The 16,249-nt window shown below is 69.7% G+C and carries 16 protein-coding genes and 1 pseudogene; 5 read left to right on the top strand and 12 right to left on the bottom strand.

The genetic code is table 11. The annotated features are described in order from the left end of the window. Positions 1–15: 15 nt before the first annotated feature. Positions 16–642, top strand: coding sequence for a precorrin-8X methylmutase (locus BN3385_RS18255; protein WP_059018748.1), 627 nt, complete (start codon positions 16–18; stop codon positions 640–642). Beyond that, positions 639–2,105 carry a precorrin-2 C(20)-methyltransferase gene (locus BN3385_RS18250; RefSeq protein WP_059018746.1) on the top strand — a complete coding sequence of 489 codons (1,467 nt, stop codon included), beginning with the start codon at positions 639–641 and terminating at the stop codon, positions 2,103–2,105. Before BN3385_RS18255 ends, BN3385_RS18250 begins: the two co-directional genes overlap by 4 nt. Positions 2,106–2,152: 47 nt before the next feature. Here BN3385_RS18250 and BN3385_RS18245 read toward each other — a convergent pair whose 3' ends face one another. From BN3385_RS18245 to dprE2, 4 genes are read right to left on the bottom strand one after another with little or no spacing between them, the layout of a single operon-like run. Beyond that, the gene (locus BN3385_RS18245; RefSeq protein ID WP_059018744.1) at positions 2,153–2,899 is read right to left on the bottom strand and encodes a cobalt-precorrin-6A reductase; all 747 of its coding nucleotides are present in this window, start codon (positions 2,897–2,899) and stop codon (positions 2,153–2,155) included. Next, on the bottom strand, positions 2,899–3,654 hold the full coding sequence (cobM, locus tag BN3385_RS18240) for a precorrin-4 C(11)-methyltransferase (RefSeq protein ID WP_059018742.1): 756 nt from the start codon (positions 3,652–3,654) through the stop codon (positions 2,899–2,901). The genes BN3385_RS18245 and cobM overlap by 1 nt, the downstream gene beginning before the upstream one ends. After that, positions 3,651–4,832, bottom strand: coding sequence for a precorrin-6y C5,15-methyltransferase (decarboxylating) subunit CbiE (gene cbiE, locus BN3385_RS18235; RefSeq protein WP_197415236.1), 1,182 nt, complete (start codon positions 4,830–4,832; stop codon positions 3,651–3,653). The genes cobM and cbiE overlap by 4 nt, the downstream gene beginning before the upstream one ends. Beyond that, positions 4,829–5,578: a decaprenylphospho-beta-D-erythro-pentofuranosid-2-ulose 2-reductase gene (gene dprE2, locus BN3385_RS18230; protein WP_059018740.1), complete on the bottom strand. Its 750-nt coding sequence runs from the start codon at positions 5,576–5,578 to the stop codon at positions 4,829–4,831. The genes cbiE and dprE2 overlap by 4 nt, the downstream gene beginning before the upstream one ends. 36 nt (positions 5,579–5,614) lie before the next feature. On the opposite strand from dprE2, the gene BN3385_RS18225 reads away from it, so the two are divergent. Further along, positions 5,615–6,028, top strand: a complete 414-nt coding sequence (locus tag BN3385_RS18225) for a F420-dependent biliverdin reductase (protein ID WP_059018738.1) — start codon at positions 5,615–5,617, stop codon at positions 6,026–6,028. A gap of 7 nt (positions 6,029–6,035) precedes the next feature. Here BN3385_RS18225 and BN3385_RS18220 read toward each other — a convergent pair whose 3' ends face one another. Next, positions 6,036–7,154 (bottom strand): M24 family metallopeptidase, encoded by a 1,119-nt coding sequence (locus BN3385_RS18220; protein ID WP_059018736.1) that lies wholly within the window; start codon positions 7,152–7,154, stop codon positions 6,036–6,038. 55 nt (positions 7,155–7,209) lie between these two features. Here BN3385_RS18220 and BN3385_RS18215 point away from each other — a divergent pair, with 55 nt between their 5' ends. Then, positions 7,210–8,166, top strand: a complete 957-nt coding sequence (locus tag BN3385_RS18215; protein ID WP_059018734.1) for a 5'-3' exonuclease — start codon at positions 7,210–7,212, stop codon at positions 8,164–8,166. Positions 8,167–8,272: 106 nt separating this feature from the next. Further along, positions 8,273–9,442, top strand: a complete 1,170-nt coding sequence (locus tag BN3385_RS18210; protein ID WP_059018732.1) for an LLM class flavin-dependent oxidoreductase — start codon at positions 8,273–8,275, stop codon at positions 9,440–9,442. A 7-nt stretch (positions 9,443–9,449) separates the two neighbouring features. Here BN3385_RS18210 and BN3385_RS18205 read toward each other — a convergent pair whose 3' ends face one another. The 7 genes and pseudogenes from BN3385_RS18205 to tatC all read right to left on the bottom strand — a co-directional run bounded on the left by BN3385_RS18205 (position 9,450) and on the right by tatC (position 16,203). Next, positions 9,450–9,794, bottom strand: a complete 345-nt coding sequence (locus tag BN3385_RS18205) for a hypothetical protein (protein WP_059018730.1) — start codon at positions 9,792–9,794, stop codon at positions 9,450–9,452. Next, on the bottom strand, positions 9,791–10,528 hold the full coding sequence (gene scnC, locus BN3385_RS18200; protein WP_059018728.1) for a thiocyanate hydrolase subunit gamma: 738 nt from the start codon (positions 10,526–10,528) through the stop codon (positions 9,791–9,793). The genes BN3385_RS18205 and scnC overlap by 4 nt, the downstream gene beginning before the upstream one ends. Positions 10,529–10,543: 15 nt before the next feature. After that, positions 10,544–11,380, bottom strand: a complete 837-nt coding sequence (locus BN3385_RS18195) for an SH3-like domain-containing protein (protein ID WP_059018726.1) — start codon at positions 11,378–11,380, stop codon at positions 10,544–10,546. Positions 11,381–11,530: 150 nt separating this feature from the next. Beyond that, complete coding sequence (locus tag BN3385_RS18190) at positions 11,531–12,355, bottom strand: DUF4333 domain-containing protein (protein WP_059018724.1); 825 nt, start codon at positions 12,353–12,355, stop codon at positions 11,531–11,533. Positions 12,356–12,411: 56 nt separating this feature from the next. Next, entirely contained in the window at positions 12,412–13,275 is an 864-nt protein-coding gene (locus BN3385_RS29460; RefSeq protein WP_502688077.1) for a hypothetical protein, read from the bottom strand. A gap of 16 nt (positions 13,276–13,291) precedes the next feature. Beyond that, positions 13,292–15,266 (bottom strand): annotated as a pseudogene (locus tag BN3385_RS18185) (DEAD/DEAH box helicase); the annotation flags it as partial. After that, positions 15,250–16,203 carry a twin-arginine translocase subunit TatC gene (gene tatC, locus BN3385_RS18180; RefSeq protein WP_059018722.1) on the bottom strand — a complete coding sequence of 318 codons (954 nt, stop codon included), beginning with the start codon at positions 16,201–16,203 and terminating at the stop codon, positions 15,250–15,252. The pseudogene BN3385_RS18185 and the gene tatC, both read right to left, overlap by 17 nt. Positions 16,204–16,249: the final 46 nt, after the last annotated feature.

The following is a 16,249-nucleotide window of genomic DNA, read 5'->3' as shown; positions in this document are numbered from 1 at the left end:
TCGTAGGGTGGGCAGGTGCTCGACTACACCCGCGACGCAGCCGAGATCTATCGGCAGTCGTTCGCGACCATCCGCGCCGAGGCCGACCTCGCCCCGTTTCCCGAGGATGTCGCGCGCGTGGTGGTCCGGTTGATCCACACCTGCGGCCAGGTCGACCTCACCGAGCACGTCGCCTTCACCCCCGGCGTCGTCGCCGCCACGCATGCTGCGCTGGCTGCCGGAGCGCCCATCCTGTGCGACTCGTCGATGGTGGCGGCAGGGATCACCGCCGCCCGGCTGCCGGCGCGCAACGAGGTGGTCTCGCTGGTCGCCGACCCGCGTGCCCCCGAACTGGCGACGCGACGGGAGACGACGCGATCGGCGGCCGGGGTGGAGCTGTGGGCCGATCGGCTCGACGGCGCGGTGCTGGCCATCGGGAACGCGCCGACCGCGTTGTTCCGGCTGCTGGAGTTGATCGATGAGGGTGTGCCCGCCCCGGTATCGGTGCTCGGCGGGCCGGTCGGGTTCGTCGGCTCCGCCCAGTCCAAGGACGAGCTCATCGAGCGGCCACGCGGGATGGAGTACCTGGTGGTGCGTGGCCGTCGCGGCGGCAGTGCGATGGCGGCCGCAGCGGTGAACGCGATTGCGAGTGAACGCGAATGAGCGGCACCCTCTACGGCGTGGGGCTGGGCCCGGGCGATCCTGAACTGGTGACGGTCAAGGCCGCCCGCATCATCGGTGCAGCCGACGTGGTGGCGTATCACAGTGCGCGCCATGGCCGTAGCATCGCGCGGCGGATCGCCGAGCCGTATCTGCGGCCGGGTCAGCTCGAGGAGCACCTGGTGTACCCGGTGACCACCGAGGCCACTGACCACCCCGGCGGCTACGCCGGTGCGATGGAGGACTTCTACCGCGAGGCCGCCGAACGGATCGCCGCCCACCTGGATGCCGGGCGCGATGTCGCTCTGCTGGCCGAGGGTGATCCGCTGTTTTACAGCTCTTACATGCACATGCACACCCGGCTCACCGAGCGCTTCAACGCGGTGATCATCCCCGGCGTGACGTCGGTCAGTGCCGCCTCGGCAGCGATCGCTACTCCGCTGGTGACCGGCGAGGAGGTGCTGTCGGTGTTGCCCGGCACCATGCCGGTGCGCGAGCTGGCCCGCCGGCTGGCAGACGCCGACGCTGCCGTGGTGATGAAGCTCGGTCGGACGTATCCCCAAGTGCGCGAGGCACTGTCGATGGCCGGCCGGCTCGACGAGGCCTTCTACGTGGAGCGGGCGAGCACCGATGCGCAGCGGGTGCTGCCTGCCGGTGAGGTCGACGTGGCCACCGTGCCGTATTTCTCCATCGCCATCGTGCCGGGTGGGCGTCGGGTGGCACCGACCGCGGGCAGCGTCGTCGTGGTCGGGCTGGGCCCGGGTGACGTCGACTGGATGACCCGGCAGAGCCGCCGGGAGCTGGACACCGCAACGGATCTCATCGGCTACGGGCCATACCTGGATCGGATTCCGTTGCGCAGCGGCCAGATCCGTCATCCGAGCGATAACACCGACGAACCGGCCCGCGCCCGGCTGGCCTGTGAGCTCGCCGAGCAGGGCCGGGCGGTGGCGGTGGTGTCCTCCGGCGATCCGGGCGTGTTCGCCATGGCGACCGCGGTGCTCGAGGAAGCCAAGCAGTGGCCCGATGTCGCGGTGCGGGTGATCCCTGCGATGACGGCCGCCCAGGCGGTGGCCAGCCGGGTCGGCGCACCGCTGGGCCATGACTACGCGGTGATCTCGTTGTCCGACCGGCTCAAGCCGTGGGAGGTCATTTCCGCGCGGCTGTCCGCCGCGGCTGCCGCCGATATGGTGCTGGCGATCTACAACCCGGCCTCCAAGAGCCGCACCTGGCAGGTCGCCGCCATGCGGGATCTGCTGCTGGAGCACCGCGACCCCGGCACCCCCGTCGTCATCGGCCGTGATGTGGCCGGGCCGCAGGAGACGGTGAAAGTGGTGCGCCTGGCCGACCTGGATCAGGCCGACGTCGATATGCGCTGCCTGCTCATCATCGGGTCATCGCAGACCCAGTGGTACACCGCCGCGACGGGCGACACGGTGTTCACGCCGCGCCGCTACCCGACCTGATTCCCGCCGAGTGGCCAGTTAGCGCACGCTTTTCGGGCAAAACCGTGTCATAAGTGGCCAGTCGGCGAGGGGTGCAGCCCCGCCACCCACGCCGCGGCGTCGTCGACGGTGCTGACCGTCGTCACCCCGGCGGGCAGCGGCGGGCGGTCGATCATCACCACCGTCACGCCCAGGTCCGCGGCGGCCGCGAGCTTGGCCTTGGTCAGGTCTCCCCCGCTGTTCTTCGTGACCAGCGCGTCAATGGCGTTGTCCCGCAGCAGGGTGTACTCGTCGTCGTAGCCGTACGGCCCGCGCGACAGCAGCACCTCATGATGCGTGGGCAGCACATCGGCATCGGGGGCGGTGACGACGCGGATCAGGAACCAGGCGTCGCTGCCGGCGAATGGCTTCACCCCGGATCGGCCGTTGGTCAGGAAGACGCGCGTAAAGCCTTGCTGATGAACGACTTCTGCCGCCTCCACATCAGAGCCGACCATGATCGCGGTGCCGGGATCCCAGGCGGGCCGGGCCAGCACCAGATGCGGCAACGCCAGCTCGCCGCAGGCCTGCGCCGCATGCGCGGTCATGGTGGCCGCGAACGGATGGGTGGCGTCGACGACCGCGCGGATATCGTTGTCGCGCAACCAAGCCACCAGGCCGTCGACACCGCCGAACCCGCCGATCCGCACCGGACCGACGGGCAGCGCCGGGTCGGGTACCCGGCCGGCCAGTGAGCTGATGACGTCGATATCCGGGTGCAGGCGGGCGGCCAGCGCCCTGGCCTCCCCCGTTCCGCCGAGCAGCAGGACCCGCATCAGTGACTGCTGCCCCGGGTCCGCCCCGAGGAGTACAGGTAGCTGTCGGTGAACCCTTCGGCGGCAAGCACATCGCCGACGATGATCACCGCGGTCTTGGTGATCCCCGCTTCCTGCATCTGCCCGGCGATATCGACCAGCGTTCCGCGCAGTACCACCTCCTGCGGCCAGCTGGCGAAGGCGACAACGGCAACCGGGGTGTCTGGCCGGTAGCCGCTGCCCAGCAGCTCCGGGACGATCGCCTGGATGCGGTGGGCCGCGAGATGGATCACCAGGGTCCCGCCCGAGCGGGCCAGGGTGCCGAGGTCTTCACCATCAGGCATGGCGGTGGACAGGGTGGCCACCCGGGTGAGGGTGACAGTCTGTGCGACGCCGGGCACGGTGAGTTCGCGGCCCAGGGCCGCGGCGGCGGCGGCATAGGCCGGGACGCCCGGGACGATCTCGTAGCCGATCCCGAGAATGTCGAGGCGACGGCACTGCTCGGCGACGGCGCTGTAGAGCGACGGGTCACCGGAGTGCAGGCGGGCGACGTCCTGGCCGGCGGCGTCGGCGGCGGCGATCTCGTCGACGATCTGGTCGAGCGTCAGCGGCCCGGTATCGACGACCGTGGCATCGGCCGGGCACAGCGCCAGCAAGTCGTCGGGCATGATCGACCCGGCGTAGAGGCAGACCGGGCAGCGTTGCAGCAGACGCTGACCGCGCACCGTGATGAGATCGGCCGCACCCGGACCGGCGCCGATGAAGTAGACCGTCACAGGGTCGTCACCGCCCACTGGGTGATCGGCATCGCGGGCCGCCACCCGGTGAACCCGCCGAGGGGCTCGCCGCGGTAGTGCTGGAAGCGCCGCAGCTCGCCGCCAAGACGCGAATACCATTCCACCAGAAGCGCTTCGGACTCGGCGGTGACGGCGTTGGCGACGAGTCGGCCACCCGGCCGCAGCCGGTCCAGGCATGCGGCGAGCAGGCCGGGGCTGGTCAGCCCGCCACCGACGAACACGGCATCGGGTTGCGGAGCGCCATCGAGACTCTCCGGTGCGGCGCCGCGGATCTCGATCTCGGCACCGAAGGCGGTGGCGTTGACCGCGATCCGGTCGCGCCGCTCCTGGTGGCTTTCGAAGGTCACCGCCCGGCATCCCGGTGCGCTGCGGCACCACTCCACCGCGATACTGCCAGATCCGGCGCCGACGTCCCACAGGAGTTCACCCGGGCGCGGTGCCAGCACGGCCAGCGTGACAGCCCGGATGGTCTGTTTGGTGAGCTGACCGTCGTGTGCCAGCACGTCGTCGGGCAGCACCTGGGCGATGCGCTCGTCGGGCAGGTAACGCACCGCGATGACGTTGAGATCGTCGACGTCACCTGGCGGCGCCGCCGCCCAGGCGTCGGCGGCTGCGCTGCGGATCCGCTCACCCGGGCCACCTAGCTGCTCCAGAACGGTGAATTCGGATGCACCACGGCCGGTTTCAGTCAAAAGCCGAGCGAGTTCGGCGGGTACCGAGGCGTCCCGGGACAGCACCAGCGCCTGACCGCCGCGCCGGACCGCGGTATGCACCGGCGCGGTGACCAGGCTGATGACCTCGGTGCTCTGCGCCGGCCAGCCCATCCGGGCGCAGGCCAGGGTCACCGACGACACGTGCGGCAGCACCCGGACCCGGTCGGCGCCGTGCCGGCGGATCAGGGCGGTGCCGATGCCGTGCATCAGTGGGTCGCCACTGGCGACCACATGCACGTCTGTGCCCGGGTTCTCGTCGAGCAGGCCGTCCAGCGCAGGCAACAGCGGCGAAGGCCAGCAGTGCCGCAGGGCGGTGACGGTGTCGTCCAGCAGATCCAGTTGACGCTGCGAGCCGTAGATGACGGTGGCGCTGCGCAATTCGGCAGCCGACGCCGGCGTCAGACCGGCCATCCCGTCGGCTCCGATCCCCACCACCACGATCATCGGGGCATCCTCCGCCACACCGCTTGCGGCAGCAGTTTCATCCCGAAGAACATCGGGCGCAACGCCCACGGTACCCACACCGTGCGGCGGCCTGCGGCCAGTGCGCGCGCGGTAGCCTCGGCCACCTGGGCGGGTGTACTGGACAGCGGCGCCGGATCCATCCCCTCGGTCATCCGGCCGATCACGAAGCCGGGTCGCACGATCAGCAGCCGCACCCCGCTGCCGTGCAGCGCGTCGGCAAGCCCGGAGGCGAAACCGTCCAGACCGGCCTTGGCCGAGCCGTACACATAGTTGGCGCGGCGCACCCGCACCCCGGCCACCGAGGAGAACACCACGAGCGCGCCACGGCCTGCGGCTCGCATGGCCGCGGCCAGGTGGGTCAGCAGGCTGATCTGTGCCACATAGTCGGTGTGCACGATCGCGACCGCGTGCCCCGCGTCCGCCTCGGCGCGGCTCTGATCGCCCAGAATGCCGAACGCCAGGACCGCGGTGCCCAGCGGGCCGTGCTCGGCCACCAGCGTCGAGACCAGCGGGCCGTGGGAAGCCAGGTCGTCGGCGTCGAACTCGACGGTGTGTACAGCAGCCGCTCCCGCCGCCCGGACCGCGGTCACCTCGGCTTCCAGCCGGTCGGCACCCCGGGCCGCCAGCACCACCGTCGCCCCCGGCGCCAAGCGGACGGCAAGCTCGAGTCCGATCTCGCTGCGGCCGCCGAAGATCACCACCGGACCGGCCCCCGTGTCACTCACGGGTGTCGATTATTCACTGCGCTAGCGTGGAGCCTGATGGCGAACTCAACCACGCGACTGACCAGCGATGCGCTGGCATTTCTCACCGAGCGCCACCTCGCGATGCTGACCACGCTGCGCGCGGACAACTCGCCGCACGTCGTGGCCGTCGGATTCACCTTCGACCCCATCACGCACATCGCCCGGGTGATCACCAGCGACGGTTCCCAGAAGGCGATCAATGCCGAGCGGTCCGGCGTGGGTGTGCTGTCCCAGGTCGACGGTGCCCGCTGGCTGTCGCTGGAGGGCCAGGCCAGCGTGAACCGCGACCCGGCGGCGGTCCGGGAAGCCGAGCTGCGGTACGCCCAGCGCTACCGGACCCCGCGGGTGAACCCGCGCCGCGTCGTGATCGAGGTGCACGTCACCCGGGTGCTGGGCTCCTCGAGCCTGCTGGACCGCGCCAAGGATTGAGCGGCGATCAGCCCACCACGACCAGGTCGTGCGGCTGGCTGTTGACGGCCAGCGCACCGTCGGCGGTGACGATGACGATGTCCTCGATGCGGGCACCCCAGCGGCCCGGAAAGTAGATCCCCGGCTCGACGGAGAACGCCATGCCCTCGGCCAGCGTCAGGTCGTTGCCCGCGACGATGTAGGGCTCCTCGTGCACCGACAGCCCGATCCCGTGCCCGGTGCGGTGCACGAAGTAGTCGGCCAGCCCCGCCTGTGCCAGCACGTCGCGGGCGGCGGCGTCCACCTCCTCGGCGGTGACCCCCGGGCGCACGGCAGCGACGCCGGCGGCCTGTGCCTGCTGCAGCAGGGCGTACTGTTCGGCGATCTCCGCACTCGGCTCGCCGAGGCTGTAGGTGCGGGTGCAGTCCGAGTTATACCCGGGCTCCACCGGTCCGCCGATGTCGACGACGACAATGTCACCGTCCTGCAGCACCCGCTCGGAGCACTCGTGGTGCGGGTCGGCACCGTTGGGCCCGGAGCCGACGATGATGAAGGCCACTTCCGAATGTCCTTCGGCCACAATGGCTTCGGCGATGTCAGCGGCGACCTGAGCCTCGGTGCGGCCGGGCTTGAGGAACTCCGGCACCCTGGCGTGCACCCGATCGATCGCCGCCCCGGCGGTGCGCAACGCCTCGATCTCCGCCGGATCCTTGTGCATCCGCAGCTCACGCAGGACGTCGGTGGCCAGCACCGGCACGGTGCCCAGGCGCTGCGCCAGCGGCAGCAGATGCAGCGCGGGCATCGCGTCGGTGACCGCGGCGCGGGCCTGCCCGCCGAGGGCGTCGGCCACCAGGTCGTAGGGGTTCTCGCCGTCCACCCAGTCCTGCACCGCCAGGCCGAGATCGGTCGCGGCGGACTCCTTGAGCGAGGCCAGCTCCAGGCGCGGCAGCACCACGATCGGCGCGCCGGCGGCGGGGATCACCAGCGCAGTCAGCCGCTCGAAGGTCTGGGCGCGGGAGCCGAGCAGGTAGCGCAGGTCATAGCCGGGCGTGACGACCAGTCCGGCGAGCCCGGCCCGGGATGCCGCCGCGGCGGCGGCCTCGAGCCTGCGGGCGTACACCTCGGAGGGAAAACGGCTGGCGCTCATGCCAGCAACATTAGCCGCGGGCATACGATCACACCGTGATCAGGATCCAGAACTGATGTCCGGTCCGGTGTTACTTCTCGACGGGGCCAGCATGTGGTTCCGCTCGTTCTTCGGCGTTCCCTCGTCGATCACCGCACCCGACGGGCGGCCGGTCAACGCGGTGCGCGGCTTCCTCGACAGCATCGCCACCCTGGTCACCCGGGAGCGCCCCACCCGGCTGGCGGTGTGCCTGGACCTGGATTGGCGCCCACAGTTCCGGGTGGACGCGATCCCGTCCTACAAGGCCCACCGCGTCGCGGAAGAGACCTACTCCGGGGAGCCGGATCTCGAAGAGGTGCCCGACGAGCTGACGCCACAGGTCGACATGATCATGGAACTGCTCGAGGCGTTCGGTATCGCCACCGCCGGAGCGCCCGGCTTCGAGGCCGACGACGTGCTGGGCACTCTCGCCGCCGCCGAGCGGCACGGTCCTGCGGTGGTGGTCAGCGGTGACCGTGATCTGCTGCAGCTGGTGGCCGACGACCCGGTGACGGTGCGGGTGCTGTATCTGGGCCGCGGCCTGTCCAATGCGGTGCTGTTCGGTCCCGCCGAGGTGGCCGAGAAGTACGGGGTGCCGGCCCATCGCGCCGGGCCTGCCTACGCGGAACTGGCGCTGCTGCGCGGTGATCCGTCCGACGGGCTGCCCGGCGTGCCGGGCGTCGGTGAGAAGACCGCGGCCACCATGCTGTCCCAGTACGAGTCGCTGGAGAACATCCTGGCGGCGGCCCACGATCCGAAGTCGAAGCTGCCCAAAGCCTTCCGGACCAAGATCCTGGGTGCCACCGACTACATCTCGGCGGCCGGACCGGTGGTGGCGGTGGCCCGCGACGCTCCGGTCGAACTCTCCACACCCGATGACACGCTGCCGCTCACGGCGGCCGATCCGCAGCGGGTGGCTGAGCTGGCCAAGGCCTACGGGGTGGGCTCGTCGATCGCGCGGCTGCAGAAGGCCCTGGACGCGCTGCCCGGTTAGCGACGGCTAGGAATCACGACGACGAAAACCATGGCCGCAGATGGCGGGCGGCGGCCGATGTCCGAGCGGTACGGGCCGGCCCGCTGATTGTCTAGGGTCGATAGCTATGTCGATCGCGCTGCACTGGTTTCTGCCCACCTACGGCGACAGCCGGCTGATCGTCGGCGGCGGCCACGGCACACCGGCGGGTGCCGCGCACAGTGACCGCGACGCCTCCATCGACTACCTGGCCTCGATCGTGCGCGCGGCCGAGACCTTCGGCTTCACCGGAGCGTTGATCCCGACCGGGGCGTGGTGCGAGGACGCGTTCATCACCGCAGCCCTGCTGGCCCGGGAGACCACCTCCCTGGCGTTCCTGGTGGCGTTCCGGCCCGGCCTGGTGAGCCCGACGTTGTCGGCGCAGATGGCGGCTACCTTCGCCCGTCATGCCCCCGGGCGCATTCTGCTCAATGTGGTGGTCGGTGGCGAGGCCCACGAGCAGCGGGCCTTCGGCGACCACCTGGACAAGGACGCCCGTTACGCCCGCGCCGACGAGTTCCTCGACATCGTCACCAGGCTGTGGCGCGGTGAGACCGTCACCACCGACGGCCAGTACGTCAGCGTCGAGGAGGCCAGCCTGGCTACGCTGCCGAACCCGTTGCCGCCGTTGTACTTCGGAGGTAGCTCTGCGGCGGCGGGCCCGATCGCGGCACGGCACGCCGATGTTTATCTGACCTGGGGTGAGCCGCCGGCCGCGGTGCGCGAGAAGATCGAGTGGATCCGCAGGCTGGCCGCCGACGAGGGCCGGACGGTGCGCTTCGGCATCCGTCTGCACACGATCTCCCGGGACGACTCCGATGAAGCGTGGACCCAGGCCGACAAGCTGGTCGCCGCTCTCGACGAGGACACCGTGCGCTCGGCGCAGGCCGGCCTGGCGCGCAGCCAGTCCGAGGGGCAGCGCCGAATGCTGGCCCTGCACGAGGCGAACCGGGCCGACGGCTCCTGGCATGACGCACGCAGTCTGGAGATCGCCCCGAATCTGTGGGCCGGCGTCGGCCTGGTGCGCGGCGGGGCCGGAACGGCGTTGGTGGGCAGCCACACCGAGGTGGCCGACCGGATCACCGAGTACGCCCAGGCCGGTATCGACGAGTTCATCTTCTCCGGGTACCCGCACCTGGAGGAGCTGTTCTGGTTCGGCGAGGGCGTGGTGCCGATCCTGCGTGAGCGCGGCCTGTTCGACGGGCGCACCACGCAGGCGCCGCCGGCGTCGATCCCGTTCGTCGGCGCCGCGCGCTGATTCGGCGTTAGTGCGCCTCGAGCCGGGCGCGCACCGCGGCCAGCCGCTGCCGTAGTTCAGCCTCGTCGATGACGCCGCGCGCCATCAGCGAGTGCGCCAGCGCCACCAACTGGTTCTCCGGATACGGCAGATCGGCGTACCGGGTGGCGGACAGCTCGTCCTCTTCGTCCCGGCGCTGTTTGAAGTCGAGATCAGTTGTGCTGCACGACTTGTCGAGCACATCGCAGAGGCCGTCCAGACTGGTCTTCCACGGCGGCAGCGGATTCTCAACACCGTACTTCTCGGCCATCACCCGCCAGACCTGCCGGCGCGCCACGATCTCGTCGAGCACGACGAACTCGTCGCCGCTCATGACTCGACGATCGGCCGCACAGCCGGGCGGGCGGTGGTGTAGACGTTGGTGGTGACGCCCGGCTTAGGCAGCGCGACGCCGATCAGGCAGTCGCGGGTAATGATCTCGGCCAGCTGCTCCTCGGTCCAGCCGTCGGTCCCGTCCGGACGCATCGGCATCACCATGAAGCGGTGCTTCTGGTTGGAGTCCTCCACCCGGACCTCGACATCGTCGGGCAGCTGTAAGCCGAACTCGGATAACACCTGTCGGGGCCAGCGCACCAGACGGCGGCGATAGTTCGGGGTGCGGTACCACTCCGGGGAGTTACCCAGGATCGGCCGCGGGTAGCACGAGCACAGCGCGCAGACGATGACGTTGTGCACTGTCGGTGTGTCTTCGAGGATCTTGAAGGCCACGAAATCGCTCGGGGTGCCGAAACCGGTCGGGTCCAGCCAGTCCACCCCGACCTCCTTGGCCGCGGCAACGGCATCGGTCAGCGCGAGCTGCTTGAAGTCCGGATCCAGCCAGGCCTTTGCTACCAGCCGAGCCGCCGGCGTGGGCCCGATCTGTTCGGCATACTCGGTGAACACCCGATGCTCGGCGGCGGTGAAAAGCCCCTTCTCGATGCACAATTCGCGCAGTGCGATCTCGAGGACCTCGAAGTCGGTGATCTCGTCGACCATCGGCTTGACGGTGCGGTCATGGTCATGGTCATGGTCATGGTCGTGGTCGTGGTCGTGCCCGTGATCAGACATCGGGTGCACTCCTTCTCAGACGGCCTGTAGCCAGCGTTCGGGAATCTCGGTCTGCAAGGTGTCGGTATCGGGTCCGGTGTAGGTGTCCCAGAGATCGCGTTGCCTGAACCGAACGATGTAGAACCACTCCGGTGCGGCGTCCTCGCGGTCCCACGCCTCGTCCTCGGGTGCGGGGCTTTCGTAGGTGACCTCGGCGATGACGCCCTGCGCCCCGCGGCAGTACTCCGGGGTGCGGGTGTAGAACATGGCCGGCAGGTCTCGCACCTGGACCCGGTCGCCGACCTTGAACTTGGCCGGGCCGGCCTTCCCCGCGTAGATCTGCGGATCCCCGATGCCGACGGCTTCGCGGTGGTGTCCGTTGCGTTTGACCGCGCTGCCGTCGCCCTCGAACTTCGGCTCGGCGTCCGGCTGCCGTCCGTCGAGACCGCCGGCATAGCGGGCCTGCACCTCGGCCAGGCGGTCGGTGAGCTCACCCCAGCTGATGTAGCCCTTCTCGATGAGCACCCGGCCAACCGCCCACAGCCACCGGCTGTAGTACGGCAGACCCAGATAAATCGCCCGGCCCACGTCGACATTGCCGATCCGGCGCCGCTCCTCGGACACCCAGATGCCCCGCCAGCCGAGAACCTCGCAGAGCACGTAGGTCATCAGCTCCCACTGCTCTTCTTCTTTGTTCTCGTAGGGCAGCGGCACCTGCAGTTCACCGCCGACGTCGTGCACCGTCTTCTGGTACGCCCAGTAGTGGTCGCTGTCCACCTCGTCGGGCATCGGCCACTCGGAGACCTCGGGAAAAGTGGTCTTGAGCCGCGAGATCAACGCCAACTGTTCGGCACGCTCCGCTGCACTGGTCATCAGGGCACTCCGCTCACCGTCGTTATGACCCGACGGTAGCACCGCGCGTGCGCATCCAGGCGGGTTCAGCCTGGATGCAGTTGGATTTATCTTGCCGCACAGCGCAATTGGACTGCGCGCGCGTCAATTCATACCGAGTGTTAACCCGGCTTACTTGGGCCTGCCGACCTCGTAGGTGCCTTTGTCGTCCTGGAAGGTCACGGTCACCTGCCGCTTGGTCCCGTCGATGCTGACCTCACAGGTGAAGGTGTCACCCTTCTTCACAGTCGGATTCTGACCGTTGTTGCACTTGACGTCCTTGACGTTCTTGGCGCCGTAGCCGTTGGTCTCGTCGGTCAGGATCTGCTGAACACCCTGCTGGGCCTTGTTGATGTCCAGCTTGGTCGTCACGAAGAAGCCCGGCTTCCAGAACCCGAGCACCAGCACCACAGCCAGCACGATGGCCGCGAGGACACCGATGATGATGCCGATCGCCGCCGTCGACTTCTTGGCGGCCTCCTCGGTACCGGGCTGGGGGTAGGGGGCGTACTGCCCGGGCTGACCCGGCTGTCCCGGTTGGCCGGGCTGACCCGGCTGCTGCGGGTACTGGCCGTACTGCGGCTGACCGTACTGGGGCTGCCCATATTGCGGCTGACCGTACTGCGGCTGCGCGTACTGCCCCGGCTGGCCGTAGGCGGCCGGGTTGTACTCGGTGGGCTGCTGGTAGGGCTGCTGCGGGTAGCCCGGCTGCGGCTGGCCGTACTGCGGGTACTGCTGCTGCTGGTTGTACGCCGGCGGCGGCTGCCAGGCCGGGGTCTCGCCGCCGGTGGGCTGCCAGGCCGGGGTCTCGGTCGCCTGCGGCTCGGGGCTGGCCGGAGGCTGCCAGGACGGCGCCGCGGACTGCGGCTGCTCCGAGCTGGGGGCAGGCTGATCCTCACCCTGGGCGGGCTGCTGGGCCTGCCAGGGGTTGGGGTCAGATCCCTGCGGTCCGCTCATCGTCTCTCCTTGGTCTGGTAGCGATTCGCCGCTCCCACCGTAGCGTTTGCATCACCCTACCCGCTATCAACAGCAACGACGCCGCGCCGGACGTCGTCGATGGCGCGTTTCGCGGCACTGCGCAAGCCAGCCTCGGGCCCGGCGTTACGAACCTGGTCGAGCAGATCGAGCACCTGGCGGCACCAGCGCACGAAATCGCCCGCCGACATCGGGGTGCCGGTGCCGGTGATATCCGAGGCATCCAAGGCCGCGGCCAGGTTGCCGGTGGTGGCCCATCGGTACACCGCGGCGACGAAGCCTTCGTCGGGCTCGCGCGTCGGGCTGATCCGGTGCCGGTTCTCGTCGGACCGCAACTGACCGGACAACCTGCGGGTCTCGACCAGGGCCCGGCGCACCGCGGGGGTCGGCATATCGACGGCCTGGGTGGGGCCGTCCCCGCCCCTCGATTCATAGACCATGGCCGACAGCACTGCCGCCAGCTCGGCCGGCTGCAGGGTGTTCCACACCCCCTTGCGCAGGCATTCGGCGACCAGCAGATCGCTCTCGCTGTAGATCCGGGCCAGCAGCCGACCGTCCGCGGTCACCCGCTCCTGCCCGCCGGGGCCCTCAGCAATGAACCCGCGCTCCGTCAGCAGCCCCGTGATCCGGTCGAAGGTGCGGGCCAGCGAATTCGTCGCGGCGTTGACCTTCTTGCGGATCTGCTCGTTGTCGCGCTCCACCCGCAGATAGCGCTCGCCGATGCGGACCTTGGCCTCCCGGTCGGCGATGCGGTGGGCCGGATGCTGGCGCATCTGGTCGCGCAGGGCGATCAGTTCCGGGTCGATATCGGGATCGTCGCCGCCGCCGCGCCGCTGCCGACCCGACGGCACCACCAGCCCGGCCGCCGCCGAACGCAGCGCCGACGCCAGGTCGCGGCGCACCCGGGCCCAAACGGGTCGGGCACCACCAGCCCGGCCGCCGCCGAACGCAGCGCCGACGCCAGGTCGCGGCGCACCCGGGGCTGGCGGTGCTCGACCCGTTTGGGCAGCGACATCGACCCGATCGGCGCGGCCGCCGACGGGTAGTCCGCCGAGGAAATCCTTCCCGCCCAACGGTCTTCGGTGAGCACCAGCGGGCGAGGGTCGTCGGCGTCGTTGGCCGCCTCCAGCACCACGGCCAGCCCACCGCGGCGGCCGTGGGTGATGTTGATGATGTCGCCGCGGCGCAACGAGGTGAGCGCATCGTTGGCCACCTGCCGGCGCTGCAGCCGCGACGCCCGCGACTGGGCTCGCTCCCGCTCGCTGATCCTGGCCCGCAACCGCACATAGTCGAGGACCGCCGGCTCCGGGATCGGCTTGGCCCGCCGGTCCCAGTCCAGTTCGGCGGCGATCTCGTCGAGCATCTTCTCCCCGCGCTCCACCCCGCGAACCAACCCGACCACCGAGCGGTCCGCCTGATACTGGGCAAACGATCGCTCCAGCAGCTGGTGCGCCTGCTCGCGGCCCATCTGGTTCACCAGGTTGATCGTCATGTTGTAGGACGGCGCGAACGAACTCTTCAGCGGAAAGGTGCGGGTCGAGGCCAGTCCGGCGACCTCGGCCGGCTCGACCTCCGGGGTCCACAACACCACCGCGTGTCCCTCGACGTCGATGCCGCGGCGGCCGGCCCGACCGGTCAGCTGGGTGTACTCCCCCGGCGTCAGCGGCATGTGCTGCTCGCCGTTGAACTTCACCAGCTTCTCCAGCACCACGGTGCGGGCGGGCATGTTGATGCCCAGCGCCAGTGTTTCGGTGGCGAACACCGCCTTGACCAGCCCCGCGGTGAACAATTCCTCCACGGTGTGCCGGAAGATCGGCAGCATGCCCGCGTGGTGGGCGGCCAAACCGCGCAGCAGGCCTTCGCGCCATTCGTAGTAATCCAGGACTGCCAGGTCGGCGTCGGCGAGCTCGCCGCAGCGGCGGTCGATCACCTCGGCGATCCGGGCCCGGTCTTCGTCGGTGGTGAGCCGCAACGAACTGCGCAGGCATTGTTTGACGGCGGCATCACAGCCCGCCCGGGAGAAGATGAAGGTGATGGCGGGCAGCAGCCCCTCGCGGTCCAGGGCGGCGATGACGTCGGGACGCGACGGCGGCCGGTGCAACCCGGGCCCACCACCGGGGCGGCCCCGCCCGCGGTGGCGCGGCTGCCAGTCGGCCAGCCGGTCGGCTTCGCGGCGGTGCGCGATGTGGCGGAGCAGTTCGGGATCGACCAGGTGCTGCTTACCTGCGCCGCCCCTGTCGTTGGAATAGTCGAACAAGTCGAACAGCCGCTTGCCCACCAGCACGTGCTGCCACAGCGGCACCGGCCGGTGCTCGTCGACGACGACGGTGGTGTCACCCCGCACCGTCTGGATCCAGCCGCCGAATTCCTCGGCATTGCTGACGGTGGCCGACAGGCTGACCAGCCGGACGTCCTCGGGCAGGTGCAGGATGACCTCCTCCCACACCGCACCGCGCATCCGGTCGGCCAGGAAGTGCACCTCGTCCATGACGACGTACGAAAGTCCTTGCAAGGCATCAGATCCGGCGTAGAGCATGTTGCGCAGCACCTCGGTGGTCATCACCACCACCGGCGCGTCACCGTTGACCGACTGGTCTCCGGTGAGCAGCCCGATCTGTTCGGGTCCGTACCGGCGCACCAGGTCGTTGTGCTTCTGATTGCTCAGCGCCTTGATCGGCGTGGTGTAGAAGCACTTTCGGCCGGCCGCCAGGGCGAGGTGCACGGCGAACTCGCCCACCACGGTCTTGCCGGCGCCGGTGGGCGCACAGACCAGTACTCCGTGCCCGCGCTCGAGGGCCTCACAGGCCTGGACCTGGAATGGGTCGAGCGTGAAGGTCAGCAGCTCGGCGAACTGGGTGAGGCCCGCACCTGGCGCCTCAGGTGATGTCGTCATGCTGGGCCCCGAGCTGCGCGGGTGCGGCCACCGGTTCCGGCGGCTCCAGCGGCGCGGCCTGGTCGTCGGGAATCGCCGCCCGGGCGGCGGCTTCCCGCTTGGCCTTGCGCCGGTCATGCAGTCGGGTGACCTGGATGGCGAACTCCATCAGCAGTGACAACGCCAGACCCAGCGCCAGCATCGAGAAGGGGTCGGAGCCGGGTGTGGCGAACGCGGCGAAGACGAACACCCCGAAGATCAGCCCGCGGCGCCAGTTCTTGAGTTTCTCGTAGTGCAGCACGCCGACCACGTTCAGCATGATGATCAGCAGCGGGAACTCGAAGCTGACGCCGAACACCAGCAGCAGGTTGATCAGGAAGCCGAAGTAGCGGTCGCCGGACAGGGCGGTGACCTGGACGTCGTTGCCAACGGTCAGCAGGAAGTGCAAGGCCTTGGACAGCACGATGTAGGCCAGCACGGCGCCGGAGACGAACAGCACCGCGGCCACCGTGACGAACGCGGCCGCGAAGCGGCGCTCGTTCTTGTACAGCCCGGGGGTGATGAAGGACCACAGCTGATGCAGCCAGATCGGGCAGGCCAGCACGATGCCCGCGGTCATCCCGACCTTCAGGCGCAGCATGAACTGGTCGAACGGTGCGGTGGCGAGCAGGCGGCAACCGCCGTCGGCACTGATATCGGCGCGGGCCGAGGGCGGCAGCGAGCAGTACGGCTCGCGCAGCCACTCACCCAGACTCTCCACCCCGAAGAATCCGTGGCTGTACCAGAGGAAGCCGAAGATCGTGGTGACGGCGACGGCACCCATCGAGATCAGCAGGCGGGTCCGCAGTTCCCGGATGTGGTCGACGAGAGACATCGTCCCGTCGGGATTGGTGCGGCTCCGTCGCTGCCGCGGGTCGAGCCGCGACAATGGGCCGAGTCGCGGATCGAGCCGCGACATGAACTTAGGGGTGCGCACGGCAGCGTCTGACTACGAGCGCCGGGGC

It is taken from the genome of Mycobacterium sp. M26 (assembly GCF_001494595.1).
GTDB lineage: Bacteria > Actinomycetota > Actinomycetes > Mycobacteriales > Mycobacteriaceae > Mycobacterium.
The sequence above is the reverse complement of the archived record's forward strand: the minus strand, read 5'-3'. Positions and strand labels throughout refer to the sequence as shown.

Excerpts from the sequence above, each read along its gene's own strand:
- BN3385_RS18250 (WP_059018746.1), top strand. The coding sequence starts at position 639 with ATGAGCGGCACCCTCTACGGCGTGGGGCTGGGCCCGGGCGATCCTGAA.
- BN3385_RS18245 (WP_059018744.1), bottom strand. The coding sequence starts at position 2,899 with ATGCGGGTCCTGCTGCTCGGCGGAACGGGGGAGGCCAGGGCGCTGGCC.
- cbiE (WP_197415236.1), bottom strand. The coding sequence starts at position 4,832 with ATGATCGTGGTGGTGGGGATCGGAGCCGACGGGATGGCCGGTCTGACG.
- BN3385_RS18225 (WP_059018738.1), top strand. The coding sequence starts at position 5,615 with ATGGCGAACTCAACCACGCGACTGACCAGCGATGCGCTGGCATTTCTC.
- BN3385_RS18220 (WP_059018736.1), bottom strand. The coding sequence starts at position 7,154 with ATGAGCGCCAGCCGTTTTCCCTCCGAGGTGTACGCCCGCAGGCTCGAG.
- BN3385_RS18215 (WP_059018734.1), top strand. The coding sequence starts at position 7,210 with ATGTCCGGTCCGGTGTTACTTCTCGACGGGGCCAGCATGTGGTTCCGC.
- BN3385_RS18210 (WP_059018732.1), top strand. The coding sequence starts at position 8,273 with ATGTCGATCGCGCTGCACTGGTTTCTGCCCACCTACGGCGACAGCCGG.
- BN3385_RS18205 (WP_059018730.1), bottom strand. The coding sequence starts at position 9,794 with ATGAGCGGCGACGAGTTCGTCGTGCTCGACGAGATCGTGGCGCGCCGG.
- scnC (WP_059018728.1), bottom strand. The coding sequence starts at position 10,528 with ATGTCTGATCACGGGCACGACCACGACCACGACCATGACCATGACCAT.
- BN3385_RS18195 (WP_059018726.1), bottom strand. The coding sequence starts at position 11,380 with ATGACCAGTGCAGCGGAGCGTGCCGAACAGTTGGCGTTGATCTCGCGG.
- BN3385_RS18190 (WP_059018724.1), bottom strand. The coding sequence starts at position 12,355 with ATGAGCGGACCGCAGGGATCTGACCCCAACCCCTGGCAGGCCCAGCAG.
- tatC (WP_059018722.1), bottom strand. The coding sequence starts at position 16,203 with ATGTCGCGGCTCGATCCGCGACTCGGCCCATTGTCGCGGCTCGACCCG.